Here is a 14,753-nt window from a genome sequence, read left to right on the forward strand (position 1 = left end):
TTACCTGAACGGTCGCGGCGCATGGCGCACGCGACTACCGTTCGTGCTTCGACTATAGCGGCGAAATAATCGGGGTGGATTCAGTGCTTTCACCGATCAAGTTTTCGCCAATCGCGAAACGGGCCGTGTTCCCGGACGTGATTCATTCGCCGCGAACTGCATTACCGGCCCTTGCATCGCGAATACCGATCGAGAAGCGTCAGTCCTTACGCTCCGACGCAGAATTTACGGTTCGTTTCAAAACTGTCCATACTTTGGGCACTTCCCGACGCTATGCTTCGTTGCACCCACAATAACTTCGGAGGGGGACAAAACAATGAACAAGACGTTCTGGAAGGCCGCACTATGTGCGGCAGCGGTGCCGTTGGCGCTCGCAGGATGCGGCGGCGGCGATGACGGCAGCCCGCAAACCGGCACGCTGCATGTCGCGATGACCGATGCGCCTTCATGCGGCTTCGATCATGTCTTCATAACCGTCTCGCAGGTCCGCGTCAATGCGAATGGGAATGCTTCCGACAACGACGCCGGCTGGTCGACGATCACGCTGGCGACACCACAGAAGATCGACCTGCTGTCGCTGACCAACGGCGTGCTCGCCGATATCGGTCAGACCGCGCTGCCGGCGGGCCAGTATCAACAGGTCCGCCTGGTTCTCGCGCAGAACCAGGGCAATACCCTCGCGAACTCGGTCGTTCCGACCGGCGGCACGGAACAGGCGCTCGCGACGCCGAGCGCAACGCAAAGCGGCTACAAGATCATCCAGCCTTTCACGGTTCAGCCGAACACGCTCGTCGACCTCGTGCTCGACTTCAACGCGTGCAAGTCGATCGTCCAGCGCGGCAACGGCACGTACGCACTGAAGCCGGTCGTCACCGCGATCCCGACCGTCGTGAGCGGTGCGATCTCCGGTTACGTCGCATCGGCCGAAGCAGGCGCGACCGTGTATGCGGAACAAGGCGGCAAGGTGGTCCGCGGCACGGTTGCCGACGGTACCGGGAAGTTCGTGCTGTCGCCGCTGATCCAGAGCTCGACGCAAGGCAACTACGACGTCGTGATCGTGCAGAACAACTTCGCGTCAGGCATCGTGCGCTCGGTTCCTGTCGTCGTGAACACAACCACGGCGGTGTCGGCGTCGAACGCGCCGATCACGCTGCCGGCATCGACGATGAGCACGGTCAGCGGCACGGTGACGGCAAGCGCCGATGCGTTCGTGCGTGCATTGCAGACCGTCGATGCAAACGCGTACGAGATCACGTCGATCAACGCGAACATGGATACGGGCGCCTATGCGCTCAATGTACCCACGGCCGCGCCGATCGTCGGCACTTACTCGGGCTCGCTGCCGGTCGCGCTGGCTGCGTCGCCGGGTGCCGCGGCACAATACACGATCGAGGCGGACGCAGCGTCGGGCGCAACGCAATCGACGAACGTCAACGCAACGACCAGCCAGTCGAACGTCAATTTCAGCTTCTGACGCGTCGGCAGCATCACCGAAAGGGCCGCACGGCCCTTTCCTCAATAAAACGGGAGAACGAAGTGAAGAAAGGGGTTATCGCATTGCTTGCAGCGGCGAGCGTGGTCGGCGCGCTCAGCGGGTGCGTCGCATACGTGCCGGGCCCACCGGTGGTCATTGCGCCGCAAGGCGGCCCGGGGAACGGGTTCTGCCCGCCCGGACAGGCAAAGAAAGGCAATTGCTGATTGCACGAGGCCCGCGTATCGCGGGCCTTCTATTTTCAACGCTGCCGCAACGGGTACGCAGCGAGCCCGGTCCGCCGCACCTGCCACGATCACCATCTCGGCGGCCGTGATCAACCGGCGCCTGACGGTCGCAATCCGGGCGATGCGGAGATCCATCGCATCGATCTCGCGCCCGAGCCCGGGAAGGACCGTTCCGCCTACGGCCGGCTGCGATGAGACGATTTCCAAAGTGCTTGTCGTCTGGAGCAAGGACCATGCGCTTTGCTCGCTACGAGTCAGCGCGAATATCGACCGGATCGGCCAGACCGCCTGGACGCGCTCTTCGCCACGAACAACAACCCACCGTCGTGGCCCTTGCGTGTCGAGGAAGTCGCGCCGAATCGTCACGACAGCGCTGATGGGAGTATGGTCGCGAACGCGCGCCTGATCCTCTGGCTCAAAATCCTGGGCGTGCTCATCGTAGCGGAACCGATCCTTGCCACGACGCTGCAATGGGACAGCGCACGACGCGCTATTCTGCAGCAATTGAATAATTCGCATCGCGGTGCGAGTTGAGTCCCGCCGTTGCTTCGCGTTGCAATACTTCCTATTCTTCAGCACATAGCATCGCTCGGGAGATCAGGAGTGAAGCGCCCGAACTATCGGTTACTTACTGTGCCTCTCGTCGGGCAACGAAGAAATTCCGACGGTGAGTGGCTGACGCTCGACAAGGGCGACGGCAAAGGCCCGCAACCACATGGAGACATGGCTTGCTGGTACGCAGCCGCGTGCATGGTTTCATATTACTTTCGTCCAGGGCCACGGCTTGGCTTACCGGATGTATGGCGCAAGGATCAGGGGATGGCCCAAGCGTCCATCTCGAAGCTTATCCGTGTCGAGGGCCTCATGCCCCTCGATCCCCCGAAGCCATTCAAAACAGAAGTCACAACGGAGTGGTTGGAAGACGCTCTATGGAGATACGGTCCAATCTGGGCCGGCGGCGCCTTCCACATGGGGCAGCAGCATGCCATCGTCGTGACTGGAGTCAAGGATACAGTTGTCTTTTACAACGACCCTTGGGAGCCGGCCGCAAAGACCATGGATATCAAAATGTTCCGCAGCGCACTGGGCCCCCACGACAATTGCTTATTGGTGAAGGGCTCACTCAAGACGCACTATTAAGTACTCCATTCCGCGCAGTCGGGCAATGACGATCCCGTCCACGATACCGATATATTCAGTCGGCTGTTGTCGGCTTTGGGTCGCGTGCATTGGAGCATCATCGCGCGCCTTCTATGAATAATCACCAACGCGCAATATCTCAAGACGAGTTCTGTCGAGGTATCGTCGTCGCTACCGTCAAACTCGATCCAGCGCAATCCGGGCGGAGCCAGCAAACGCCGTTGACCTGAACGCCGGCTGTCTCCTCGTGCCAGTCAGCGTTCTGGGAGGAACACAGTGGCCTGCTTCACGCTAGTTCCAGGGCAAATAGAAGCCGGTGCACCTCTGCCGCGCGTGGCTTTGGACAGTTCGCTCCTATACCGCTGCATCGCATCGGCCATTGTCTACCCCTGCATGAATGTCCGCATCAGCCGGAGCTGGCGTGCCGACCTGCCTGGGTGATTCACCAAGCATGGCAAGTGCCGTTTCAAAACATTGGCGGCCTCCCCACAGACGGCAATCGCGAATGGCGTACAGGTCGTGTCTACACATGGCGTCGAAGCCCGCATTTGCCGATATGCATATCGCGTCCCCGATGGGTCAATTCAGCGTGGACATCAACAGCGTCGGTCGATTTAGGTGGCGCCGGACTGGATACCGAGTATGCTGGAATCTCATCAGGAGCACTTCATGACTCCCCACGATGTGATCACTGTTTTCGAACAACTGAACGCCGAAGGAAGAGCGATGATCGACATGGACCACGCCTGCGCAGGCTTTGCTGGTTGGCTGGCAGAGGCATGGAACACATTGAGCGAGGAAGACATCGCCCTGCTGACGTCTATCGGTGCGACTCTGTATCGAGAAGGGTACGCGCGGCGATACTAGGCGAGCTCAAGGGCCAGACTTGAAAGGTCGCCCGGCAAGGATAAAGGGCGTATAAGGATCATATGGCCACCCCTCCCATCACTGCCGAATCGATTCTGGCTCTGTTCCAGCTAGTTGCAGGGCATGAAGAGTGCCGAACGTCCGGCGAGCCGGGAACGATGACGGCGCTACTTGCTCTCGCCGAGCAGCTGGCCACCAATCACCAGACGATGTCTGAGGCGAGCTGGGATGCGGCCGTTCGTGTCGGCGGTTTGCTGCTGCGAGCGGAGATGATGAACAACGATGCTGACATGGTAGCGCTCGAGCTTCTAAGTCGGCTGCGGCGCCGGAAATGAAGCGCCCGGCTTGCAGGCACTCCGTCAATCGGATGTCGCTCGCAGTCGCCTCATCATTCGGGAAGTGACCACGCGTCTTGATGATCTTGCGCAGTTGCGTGATCAGACTTTCAATCGCATTCGTAACCGGCATGATATCGCCAGTGCCTCGCGTTCCCTCCGCCTTCGCGCGCTTCGATTGGATCCACCGCCTCGACGTACCCCCACCTGAACGCTGAACACCGACGCACCCGAGTCATCGACGCGTATCTTCCGCGGTCGACGCTGCGCACGCGTGGCGACCTGGATTTTCCGTCAACCGCGCAGTGAAATATCGGTGCCGTATCGAGAGCGCGCAACCTTGATGAGACATGTGCCGACACTATAATTCTTGAAGGTAGATTCGCATTCGAACGGTCATTCCGAATTCATCGAAAAAAAAGGACGCATTGCCCCCACCATCCTGTCCGGTCGTCGGATCGGTAAAGTATGATGGTTGCCCCGTCCCGCCAATTCCCGCTGCGCCCATATCGGCCGGATTCTCCATCGTCAGCCGCGCGCGAGCGCAGGAGCCACGCATGCTGGACAACCCGCCCATTACCGAAAATCACCTGCTTGCCGCGCTGCCAGAAGATGAACGAGATCACCTCGCCCCTCACCTGACCCTTGTCGACATGCCGTTGGGAAACGTGCTGTACGAGTCGGGTGGCCAGCTTCATCACGTCTATTTTCCGACCACGTCGATCGTTTCGTTGCTGTATGTGATGGAGGACGGCTCTTCCGCTGAAATCGCGATCGTCGGCCATGAGGGCATGATCGGCGTGGCGCTGTTCATGGGCGGCGAAACGACGCCGAGCCGCGCCGTGGTACAAAGCGCGGGGCAAGCCTACCGGCTCGACGCGCGCATCCTGAAAGAAGAATTCCGGCGCGGCAATTCGATGCAACGCCTGTTGTTGCGCTATACCCAGGCACTCATCACGCAGATGGCCCAGACCGCGGTGTGCAACCGGCATCACTCGATCGATCAGCAACTGTGCCGCTGGCTGCTGCTCAGCCTCGACCGCCTGCCTTCGAACGAGCTGCGTATGACGCAGGAGCTGATCGCCAACATGCTGGGCGTGCGCAGGTCGGGAGTAACGGAAGCGGCATTGAAGCTGCAAGACGCAGGCCTCATCCGCTACAACTACGGCCATATCGAAGTGCTGGACCGCCCCGGACTCGAAAAGCGCGTGTGCGAATGCTATGGAGTGGTCAAACGCGAATTCGATCGCCTGCTTCCCGACCTGAAGCGACTCTAGCCGCTATCGCACCGCAGATTTCCGTGACGCTCCCGAAGGCGCGAAACCGGAGGATCGACACCTTCGCGCTCTCGACGAGACTGATTAGCTACATTCAGGCTACCCAGTATCCCGGTCACGCAACGCGCCAACCCGCGCCGCGCAACCTGCGCTAACGGTGCTTGATGTGGTGCGACTTCCGGTGATGCTTTCGATGGGCCGGGCGGGAAATCATCCGGGTGACACCGCCGATCGATGGCGGATCACTGGCGGGGAACGTCCCCTCGACCGCCTCGTCGACATTGCGTTCGCTCTTGCCACCGTTCGTATGCTGCTCTCGATACCTGCTGCGCATATCCACCTCCGTGGAGCTGAGTGCCGGATGAGGCTGGCCCGGATTCGACGGGCTGCGTGCTGGCGACACGCCAGCGTGGAATGCCGCCGGTCACAACGCCAGCATAGGCCCGATCTGAATATTCCGCCGGGCACGCGCGCGTTTCGCCGCAACACACCGGACACCGCAGGACGAACACGCTCGCGGCTTCGCATTGCCGTCGCATCGACCGGGACCTCGACTCAGCCGGACCGCACTGACAAACACGCAGCCGGTCCGCGCACGCTCCGGAGCCGCTCCGGTTCCGCTCCTCACGCGCACCGACAAACCGTCGGCATCGGACAGACTGAGCCCGCGCGTCGCGCGTAGAGCTATGCCACCTGACCGAATCGGTCGACGGGCGGTAGGATCTCGCGACATGCCTGGAGGAGGCCGCCCAATTGCCCCCGTTCGCGCTTTGTACGGTCTCGTACCGCATCGGCCATTCGTCGCGTGTAGCGTTTCAAATATGCCGGCCATCCGAGGGGACGCGCTCGGCAAGAAACGCTCCGCATCAGCGGACGAACGGCTGGATGCCACCGCACGGCAGGCATGTCGGCCGGATCAGCAAAGCGCCGGGCATTGCTCTGGCGAGGACATCATGTTGCGAAGCATCCGAAAGCTGCACGGCGACACGGTTCGAGCGAAGGACGGCGATATCGGGCACATCCGCCAGGCCTACTTCGACGATGACAACTGGTGCATCCGTTACCTCGTCGTCGAGACGGGCGACTGGCTGCACGACAGGCAGGTGCTGATCTCGCCGTATTCCGTCACGCATGCCGAGTTCCGCACGCTATATGTCAACCTGACGCAACAGCAAGTGAGAGATAGCCCGAATCTGGACACGCACAAGCCGGTATCCCGCCAGCACGAAATCGAGATCCTGCGTTACTACAACTACCCGACTTACTGGGGCGGGCCGAACCTTTGGGGAATGGGCGCGTACCCGGCTTTCGATCCTGCGGGGCCGTCGCAGGACCCTGAAGCGGGCGATCCGCTTTTCTCGGGCACCGCGCCGTCCGGCGCACCGGCGGATACGCATTTGCATAGCACCGGCGAGGTCGACAGATATCGGCTCGAAGCCACGGACGGACATATCGGCCACGTGTCGGACTTCATTTACGACGACGAAGCGTGGGTGATCCGCTACCTGGCGATCGACACATCGAGCTGGTGGTCGATCGGCAAGGAAGTGCTGATCGCGACCCACTGGCTCGACCACGTGGACTGGTCAACGAAAACGGTATCGACCACGCTCACGCGCGATGCAATCCGCCGGAGCCCTCGCTACGACGATTCGCAGCTCGTTCATCGAAGCTACGAAATCGAGTTGCATGAGTTCTACGGCAAGCATGGTTACTGGAACGCAGACCGATAACGCAGACCCGCGCGAGGGGAAGCCAACGCAACCCGCCAGCCTCGACACGCGCACGCGCCGTTCGCGTCGAAATCTGCCGTGCCGCATCTCGAATGCCGGAGCAGCCGGGACGTAAGTTGCCCAGCTCCTTCATGCGAGCCACGTGCTCGATGCACCCGGTTCGTCACGTGCATCGACTCTTTCGATCTCAAGGTGGACGAGCGCGAGCGTGGAGTCTGTCCGGCAAAGTACCGGGCGCACGCGGGTCACGGCGGACATCGCCGAAAAGCATCTGCATGAAGATTTGAAGCGACGCTAACCGCCACTGCACGGCATCGTACCGACTCCCCCCTTTTTCTCGCCCATTCTGTGTCTGCACGCATTCGCGGCAGTGGTCGATATCGATACACGACACGCTCCAGTCAGGAGGATCTATGAAACAACATTCAGGCACACCACTTGATCAACGCGATCAGGCGACCCGGCAGAAGCAGCGGGAAGATCTCGCCCGCGCCGACATCGAGCGGTCCGAAAGGCGCGTCCGTCAGGATGCCGGCATCAATTCGAATGCGAGCAAGTGGCGCTATTTGCGCCCGGACAATCGGGCGAAATGAGCGGCACGTGCACACGCCATGGCACGCCGGTGTCCTGTATCGCAGGTCGCGGGCGGCCCGGGATAATCACGCATACCGGCGCAGGCGCGTCGAGAAATCGGCGATCGCCTTGATGCCGCTCAGCTCCGCGCAACGGCACCAATCCTGCAACTGAACCAGCAATTGCTCGTGCGACGCGTGTGACCACGTCCATAGCTCGAGCAACGCCTCGTACATATCGACGTACACGCGCATTCGCCGGTTGGCATTGGGGCTCGTCAGCGCCCGCAGATCGGGCTTGCCCCGATGGCCCCAGGCCTGGCGCAGCCAGCGTTTCATGGCGAGCGCGAACGCGCGCTTGTCGTCGCGGCTCATGTCCTTGATGCGGCGAAGCTCCCGCCGGCAGGCTGGTTCGAGGATGCGCGCATAAGCGGCCATCACCGCATGCCGGTTCCGGATGACCGCTTGCAGCGTTGCGTCGTCGACCACTGCCTTGTTCGGGAGCAGGCGCGGCTTCGTTGCGACGCGCCGAACGGTAGCCAGTCTCAACGCCGCCAGCAGGCGGATGTACAGCCAGCCGATGTCGAACTCGAACCATCGGTTCGACAGCCTGGCGGACGTCACGTATGCGTGATGATTGTTATGCAGTTCTTCCCCGCCGATCAGGATGCCCAACGGGAAGAGGTTGGTGCTCGCATCGGGCGTCGCAAAATTCCGGTAACCGCTGAAGTGGCCGCAACCGTTGATCACGCCGCCGGCCCAGAACGGAATCCACATCATCTGGATCGCCCATGCCGCCACGCCGGGGAGCCCGAACAGCCCGACGTCGATCACGGCGAGCAGCCCGACGCCGAGATTCGGATAGCGGGCATAGACATGGCGTTCGAGCCAGTCGTCCGGCGTGCCCGATCCATACCGGCGCAGCGTTTCCTCGTTCCGCACTTCCTCCCGGTACAGTTCCGCGCCGCGAAGCAGCACGGTCGCGAGGCCACGGGTTCGCGGGCTATGCGGATCCTCCGGGGTCTCGCTCCTCGCGTGATGCTTGCGATGCACCGCGACCCACTGCATGGTCAGCATGCCGGTCGTCAACCACAGCCAGAACCGGAAGAAGTGGCTGACGCACGGGCGCAGATCCAGCGCGCGATGCGCCTGACAGCGGTGCAGGTACACGGTCACGCTGATGATGGTGACGTGCGTGAGCGCGAACACGACCCACGCAAGCTGCCACCAGGACAGCCTCAGCCCGCCGTTCAGGAGAAATGCCGACATACCGGTCGCACTCCGGGTCACGCCCGTATCCACGCGCTTCGCCGTGACGGCGAGTGCGCGTACCGATTCCCTACCCTTCGGCCGGCCTATTTCCCGACCTGGTTGCCGACAACGCCGCCGACGGCCGCGCCGCCCACCGTGCCCAACGCACTGCCGCCCGTCAGGACCGCGCCGGCGACGCCACCGACACCCGCCCCGATCACGGTATCCGTTCCGCGGCGGGACATACCGCCGCAACCCGCCAGCACGACAATCGTCAACGTGACTATCGCCATCTCGACTGCCACGGAATGTAGCTTTCTCATGATCATCCCCTCGGGTTGCCGCCGCGCCGTCCGATCCGGCACGACGCACGGAAGCCCATGCGCTGACATCCCGATGAAATTCGGGACGTCGGTTCATGATGGGCGGTGCATCGCGCGCAGTCCGTCCGCTAACGTACCGGCCCGGGTGCCGACCTGTCGCCTCACAGAAGCACCGCTTGCGCCACCCCCAGCGTCGCGACCACGCGGTGGCGCCGGCCGTCGTCCACGAGTCGTACCGCCACTTCGCCGGCGGCGAGCCGCACGCCATCCGCGACGAGGCTGGACACGCCGCTGCTGACGGCGTCGGGATTCTCGACCACGACGTCGTAGTGCGCCGCCCCGTGGCGCAGCGTGGCCCTGAAGCCCGGCCAGGACCGCGGGATGCACGGTTGAATGGACAGCATGTCGCCATGCTTGCGCAGGCCGAGCAGGCCTTCGACGCCCGCGCGATACAGCCAGCCCGCCGAGCCGGTGTACCAGGTCCACCCGCCCCGGCCGACATGCGGCGCGACCGAATAGACGTCGGCCGCAACCACGTATGGTTCCACCCGATAGCGATTCGCGCCGCTGCGCGTGCGACTGCGATTGATCGGATTGAGCAGTGCGAACAGATTCGCGGCACGATCGCCGTCGCCCATTTGCGCGAACGCGAGCACCGACCACGTGGCCGCATGCGTGTACTGGCCGCCGTTTTCCCGGATGCCCGGCGGATAGCCCTTGAGATAGCCGGGATCGACCGGCGAACGATCGAACGGCGGCGCGAACAGCAACGCCAGGCCATCGTCGCGGCGGATCAGTCGCGCGTCCAGCGCGCCCATCGCCTGCGCGGCGCGCGCCGGGTCCGCCGCGCCCGACAGCACGCTCCACGACTGCGCGATCGAGTCGATCGAACATTCGGCGTTGCCGGCCGAGCCGAGCGGCGTGCCGTCGTCGAAGTAGCCGCGCCGATACCACGCGCCATCCCACCCCGCATTGGCGAGTGCGTCGCGCAACGCGTCGGCGCGCGTCAGCCAGCGCGCAGCCAGTTCGCCCGAGCCGCGCGCCGTGGCGAGCGGGGCGAACGCCGTGAGCGTCGCATGCAGGAACCACCCGAGCCAGACGCTTTCGCCCCGCCCGGCCTCGCCGACCCGATTCATGCCGTCGTTCCAGTCGCCCGTGCCGATCAGAGGCAGACCATGCTCGCCGAAATGCGCCAGACTGCACTCCAACCCGCGCGCGCAATGCTCGAACAGCGACGCGCTCGTCTCCGAGATGCGCGGGATGAAGAACGCGTCCTGCTCGTCGGCGGCCAGCGGTCGTCCGTCGATGAACGGAATCGACGCATCGAGAATCGCCCGGTCGCCGCTGACGTCGACGTAGTACGCAACCGCATGGGCGAGCCAGACCCGGTCGTCGGAGATCCGCGTGCGGACGCCGCTGCCGCTTTCGGGCAGCCACCAGTGCTGCATGTCGCCCTCGGGAAACTGGCGCGCCGCCGCCCGCAGCAGATGCTCGCGCGTCAGGGCCGGGCGGGCAACCGCGAGCGCCATGCCATCCTGCAGCTGGTCGCGAAAACCGTACGCGCCGCTCGCCTGATAGAAGCCCGCACGCGCCCAGATCCGGCACGACAGCGTCTGGTACAGCAGCCAGCGATTCAGCATCAGATCCATCGCACGATCAGGCGTTTCGACCTGAACGGCGCCGAGCGTCTCGTCCCAGAACGCCGTCACGGCGGCGAATATCGCGTCGAGATTCGCCTGACGGTAATGCGCGATCAACTGACGCGCCGTTGCCGCGTCGGCGCCTTCGCCGAGCAGCAAGACGATTTCTACGCTGCCGCCGGGTTCGAGATCGACCGTGGTCTGCAACGCGGCACACGGGTCGAGCCCGGCGCCGACGCGGCCCGACAACGGCGACGCGCCGGCCCTGCCCGGAAAACCGGCGGGATCGCTCAGGACGCCATTACGGCCGATGAACTCGCGCCGGTCCGCGCTCCACGAGGTTTGCAGGCCGCATAGATCGGCGAACGCCACTCTGCCGCGATACACCTGGCTCCAGTCGTTGCGGGCAAACAGCGCGCCGGTGGGCGGATCGATCTCGCTCGCGGTGTGCGGCGCCGAGGCGCTGCGCGACGCGCCCATCGCCCACTCCGCATAGATTGCGACGGACAGCCGGCGGGGCCGGTCCGACAGGTTGCGCAGGCTCAGGCGGGAAATCTTGACAGGATCGGCCAGCGGCACGAACTGCAGCAACTCGACGGCGACATCGGCGGCGGAATGCGCAAACCGGCTGTAGCCCTGGCCATGACTCGCCACGAAAGCGCTCGCGCTCGGCGCGTCGTCGCCGATGGAACCCGCCTGCGGCCCCCAGCGCACGCCAGTCTCGTCGTCGCGGATGTAGAACACTTCGCTCGGCGGATCGGTGACCGGGTCGTTCGACCACGGCGTCAGCGGATGCTCGCGGCTGTTCGTCACCCAGGTATAGCCGCCCCCCTCCGCCGATGTCAGGAAGCCGCACGATGGATTCGCGACGACGTTGACCCACGGCATCGGCGTGCATTGACCGGGCTGCAGGATCACGACGTATTCGCGGCCGCCGCGCGCGAAACCTCCGATGCCGTTGAAGTATTCGAGACCGGCGCCGGCCTGTGCGCCCTTCGGTGGAGAAATCGCGGGCGGCGGCAACGGCGGGCTCGCGGCATCCGGGCGCGCGGGCAGCGGCGAAGCCGCGAGGCGCCGCAACTGGTCCACCAGCCGGCCGTTGCGCGCGGCGAGCACGGCTCGCGCAACGGCCGGAAACAGTGCGCGCGCCGCCACCGCCATCAGGTCCTCGCGCAGGACGAAAATATTGCCGCGTCCGGCTTCGCCCGGCGGCTGCCGGGGCCGCACCAGCCCTTCGAGCGCCGCCTGCAAATCCTGCACATACGACGCCGCGCGCTCGTTGATAATGACCAGATCGACCTCGAGCCGCTTCATTCGCCAGTACTCGTGCGCGCGAATCACCTGCCGCACCATGGCGATGTGCTCGATGTCGTCGATCCGGACAAGCAGTATCGGCAGATCCCCCGATACGCCATGCGTCCATAACGGCGACGCGCCCACGCCACCCGCCGCCGATATCGCCGCGGCATGGCGCAGCAGCGCGGCGGAGCCCGGCCGCATCGACGCATCGCTGTAGAGCATGTATCCGGCCAGCTGCTGGAACAACGCGGCCTCGTCGAGGCTCACCGCGCTGTGCCGCAGTTGCACCTGCGCCTGGGTCCACGCGAGCATCGCCGCACGCGCGAACGATTCACCGTCGCGATGCTTGTCGACCAGATCGAGCAACTGCGCGCGCGAATCCGCGACGATGGTCCAGTAGACGATGCTCGCCTTCGCGCCCGGCTCGATCCGCAACTGCCGCCGCAACGTGAACGCCGCGTCCAGCACCGCGCCTTCGGAAGCGCTCAGCGCACGCCGTTCGGTCAGCGCAAGCGGCAAACGAACGCTGCGTCCGCGTCCGATGACACGCAATCGGTCGGTGTCGAATTCTTCCGCGCCGACGGTTTCGCCGGAAGTCACCGCCAGATGAGCGGCCCACACCTCCGCCTCGTTCGGCGCGCGCTTGCGGCGCGTCGCCAGAATGGCGCCGGACGCCGGCATGTACTCGGTCTCGATGAACAGCTTCGAGAATGCGGGATGCGCGTGATCGGCGGCGGCTGGCGCGAGCACGATTTCCGCGTACGACGTGAATTCGATCACGCGCGGCCGGGTGCCCGTGTTGGCCACCGACACCCGACGCACCTCTGCATCGTCCTCGGCTGATACCACCACCTCGAGCGACGTCGTCAAGGTGCCGTCGCGACGCACGAACTCGGCGCGATCCTCGGTGAACGTCACGTCGTAGCTGTCCGGTACCACGCCGGTGGGCTGCCACGTGGCCGACCAGACGTCGCCGTTCTCGGCGTCTCGCAGATACAGATAGCTGCCCCAATCGTCGCGCGTCGCATCCTCCCGCCAGCGCGTAACGGCCAGATCGTCGCGACGGCTGTAGCCGGACCCCGCGGCCGTGAGCATCACGGCGTAGCGGCCGTTGGACAGCAGATGCGTGACGGGGGTGGGATCGTTCGCGGACAGCAGGCGCCGCGCGACACCGGCATCGATCCCATGCATCCTGCCGGCGGGGCGCGTGTCGACCCGCGGCCTCCCTGCCGCGACCCGGCTCGGCACCCGCTCCTGCAACAGCAGCTCGGTGGCTCGAACGGCCGGTTCCGCATGGAAGAAGGTGCGAATGCGCCCGCCCAGCAACGCATTGGCGATCGACACGATCGACATGCCCTGGTGATGCGCCATGAACGCCTGCACGATGGCAACCGGCATGCCTTCCGGAACGCGCGCGGGCGTATAGTCGAGCGCTTCGTAGAAGCCGAAGCGCCCGCATGCGCCGGCCGTACGCAGCCGTTCGAAGTTGCACGCGGCGGCATGCGGCGCGACCATCGCCGCAAGCGCGGTCGCATAGGGCGCGACCACCAGATTCTGGTCGAGATCGCGCTTGAGCCCCAGCTCCGGCACGCCGAAGCTCGAATACTGATAGGTCAGCTCGATGTCGCGCGTGTTGTACGCCGACTCGGACATGCCCCACGGCAGGCGCAGCCCGTCACCATAGGCGATCTGCTGTCGCACCACCAGGTGATTGGTGCGTGCAAGCAGGCTGCTGTCCGGCGCGCGCATCACGAGCGACGGCATCAGGTATTCGAACATCGATCCCGACCATGAGATCAACGCCGCGCCGTGCCCGATCGGCGTCGCCAGACGGCCTAGCCGGAACCAGTGGCGCGCCGGAACATCGCCCTTCGCGATCGCGACGAAACTCGCCAGGCGAGCCTCCGACGCCAGCAGATCGTAGTTGCCCGGATCGAGCCGTCCATCCGCCACCGCGTAGCCGATCGACAGCAGGTTGCGCACCGGGTCGAGCAAAAAGCCGAACTCCATTGCATAGGCCATCTGCAACGCAGTATCGGCCAGCACCTGAAGACGCTTGTTCAGCACGTCCGCCTCGTCCGGCGTGCGCGTCGCATCACGGCAATGCCCTTGCACCACGTGCTCCAGCGCCTGCGCCCAGAACAACACGTCGTCGACGTCGCCGCCTCGCACCCGGCCGATCTCGTCCATCAGCGCGCGCGCGACATCGGCGACTGTCGCAGCGAGGATCGTGATCGCGTTCCATTCCGTCGCGGCGAGCATGTCCTCCAGTTCGGTCGCGGCCCGCTCGAATTCGCCGTGCAAGGTCGTCCGGGCGTCGCCATCCCGGCACACGGCCTTGCGCAACAGCGCCAGCGTATCGCCGATCCCTTCATGCGCGGCCTGCCGTCCCACGCCAGCGGGCTGATTCGCCCACGCCCGGCAACCGTTGCCGAGCGCGATCAGGTGCCCGGCGAGATTGCCGCTGTCGACCGTCGACACATACCGCGGCTCGAGAGGCAGCAGGTCGCGCGTGTCGTACCAGTTAATGGTATGGACTGCTCCGGCAGGCGTATCGTAACTGCTGACGTTACCGTTCATAGGAGTATCGTCATGGA

General features: G+C 64.3%; 11 protein-coding genes and 1 pseudogene. 7 read left to right on the forward strand and 5 right to left on the reverse strand.

Annotation, left to right across the window (positions count from 1 at the left end; genetic code table 11):
• The first annotated feature begins 316 nt into the window (after nt 1-316).
• Nucleotides 317-1,474 carry a DUF4382 domain-containing protein gene (locus DIE11_RS27485; RefSeq protein ID WP_124628419.1) on the forward strand — a complete coding sequence of 386 codons (1,158 nt, stop codon included), beginning with the start codon at nt 317-319 and terminating at the stop codon, nt 1,472-1,474.
• A gap of 41 nt (nt 1,475-1,515) precedes the next feature.
• On the opposite strand, the gene DIE11_RS36565 is transcribed toward DIE11_RS27485, so the two are convergent.
• The gene (locus DIE11_RS36565) at nt 1,516-2,238 is read right to left on the reverse strand and encodes a hypothetical protein (protein WP_185633828.1); all 723 of its coding nucleotides are present in this window, start codon (nt 2,236-2,238) and stop codon (nt 1,516-1,518) included.
• 84 nt (nt 2,239-2,322) lie between these two features.
• On the opposite strand from DIE11_RS36565, the gene DIE11_RS27500 reads away from it, so the two are divergent.
• From DIE11_RS27500 to DIE11_RS27515, 4 genes are all read left to right on the forward strand, one after another.
• Nucleotides 2,323-2,859, forward strand: coding sequence for a papain-like cysteine protease family protein (locus DIE11_RS27500; protein ID WP_124628425.1), 537 nt, complete (start codon nt 2,323-2,325; stop codon nt 2,857-2,859).
• 669 nt (nt 2,860-3,528) lie between these two features.
• A complete protein-coding gene (locus DIE11_RS27505) occupies nt 3,529-3,726 on the forward strand; it encodes a hypothetical protein (RefSeq protein ID WP_124628427.1) in 198 nt (65 codons plus the stop codon).
• Nucleotides 3,727-3,788: 62 nt separating this feature from the next.
• Nucleotides 3,789-4,061, forward strand: coding sequence for a hypothetical protein (locus DIE11_RS27510; RefSeq protein WP_124628429.1), 273 nt, complete (start codon nt 3,789-3,791; stop codon nt 4,059-4,061).
• Nucleotides 4,062-4,618: 557 nt separating this feature from the next.
• Nucleotides 4,619-5,338 carry a Crp/Fnr family transcriptional regulator gene (locus tag DIE11_RS27515; RefSeq protein WP_124628431.1) on the forward strand — a complete coding sequence of 240 codons (720 nt, stop codon included), beginning with the start codon at nt 4,619-4,621 and terminating at the stop codon, nt 5,336-5,338.
• Nucleotides 5,339-5,489: 151 nt separating this feature from the next.
• Here DIE11_RS27515 and DIE11_RS37440 read toward each other — a convergent pair whose 3' ends face one another.
• Nucleotides 5,490-5,672 carry a hypothetical protein gene (locus DIE11_RS37440; RefSeq protein ID WP_082728783.1) on the reverse strand — a complete coding sequence of 61 codons (183 nt, stop codon included), beginning with the start codon at nt 5,670-5,672 and terminating at the stop codon, nt 5,490-5,492.
• Nucleotides 5,673-6,291: 619 nt separating this feature from the next.
• Here DIE11_RS37440 and DIE11_RS27525 point away from each other — a divergent pair.
• Nucleotides 6,292-7,071, forward strand: coding sequence for a PRC-barrel domain-containing protein (locus DIE11_RS27525; protein ID WP_124628446.1), 780 nt, complete (start codon nt 6,292-6,294; stop codon nt 7,069-7,071).
• A gap of 413 nt (nt 7,072-7,484) precedes the next feature.
• A complete protein-coding gene (locus DIE11_RS27530) occupies nt 7,485-7,664 on the forward strand; it encodes a hypothetical protein (RefSeq protein WP_124628434.1) in 180 nt (59 codons plus the stop codon).
• A 66-nt stretch (nt 7,665-7,730) separates the two neighbouring features.
• Here DIE11_RS27530 and DIE11_RS27535 read toward each other — a convergent pair whose 3' ends face one another.
• The 3 genes and pseudogenes from DIE11_RS27535 to DIE11_RS27545 form a co-directional block, all read right to left on the reverse strand.
• The gene (locus DIE11_RS27535; protein ID WP_124628436.1) at nt 7,731-8,912 is read right to left on the reverse strand and encodes a fatty acid desaturase; all 1,182 of its coding nucleotides are present in this window, start codon (nt 8,910-8,912) and stop codon (nt 7,731-7,733) included.
• 86 nt (nt 8,913-8,998) lie between these two features.
• A complete protein-coding gene (locus tag DIE11_RS27540) occupies nt 8,999-9,223 on the reverse strand; it encodes a glycine zipper 2TM domain-containing protein (protein WP_174908190.1) in 225 nt (74 codons plus the stop codon).
• Between the two features lie 155 nt (nt 9,224-9,378).
• Nucleotides 9,379-14,691 (reverse strand): annotated as a pseudogene (locus DIE11_RS27545) (GH36-type glycosyl hydrolase domain-containing protein); the annotation flags it as partial.
• Nucleotides 14,692-14,753: the final 62 nt, after the last annotated feature.

This window comes from Burkholderia sp. Bp9012 (assembly GCF_003853825.1).
GTDB classification, from domain to species: Bacteria; Pseudomonadota; Gammaproteobacteria; order Burkholderiales; family Burkholderiaceae; genus Burkholderia; species Burkholderia diffusa.

Bases quoted from the DNA above. Each gene is read 5' to 3' on its own strand.
- DIE11_RS27485 (WP_124628419.1), top strand. From the start codon at position 317: ATGAACAAGACGTTCTGGAAGGCCGCACTATGTGCGGCAGCGGTGCCG.
- DIE11_RS36565 (WP_185633828.1), bottom strand. From the start codon at position 2,238: ATGCGAATTATTCAATTGCTGCAGAATAGCGCGTCGTGCGCTGTCCCA.
- DIE11_RS27505 (WP_124628427.1), top strand. From the start codon at position 3,529: ATGACTCCCCACGATGTGATCACTGTTTTCGAACAACTGAACGCCGAA.
- DIE11_RS27510 (WP_124628429.1), top strand. From the start codon at position 3,789: ATGGCCACCCCTCCCATCACTGCCGAATCGATTCTGGCTCTGTTCCAG.
- DIE11_RS27515 (WP_124628431.1), top strand. From the start codon at position 4,619: ATGCTGGACAACCCGCCCATTACCGAAAATCACCTGCTTGCCGCGCTG.
- DIE11_RS37440 (WP_082728783.1), bottom strand. From the start codon at position 5,672: ATGCGCAGCAGGTATCGAGAGCAGCATACGAACGGTGGCAAGAGCGAA.
- DIE11_RS27525 (WP_124628446.1), top strand. From the start codon at position 6,292: ATGTTGCGAAGCATCCGAAAGCTGCACGGCGACACGGTTCGAGCGAAG.
- DIE11_RS27530 (WP_124628434.1), top strand. From the start codon at position 7,485: ATGAAACAACATTCAGGCACACCACTTGATCAACGCGATCAGGCGACC.
- DIE11_RS27535 (WP_124628436.1), bottom strand. From the start codon at position 8,912: ATGTCGGCATTTCTCCTGAACGGCGGGCTGAGGCTGTCCTGGTGGCAG.
- DIE11_RS27540 (WP_174908190.1), bottom strand. From the start codon at position 9,223: ATGATCATGAGAAAGCTACATTCCGTGGCAGTCGAGATGGCGATAGTC.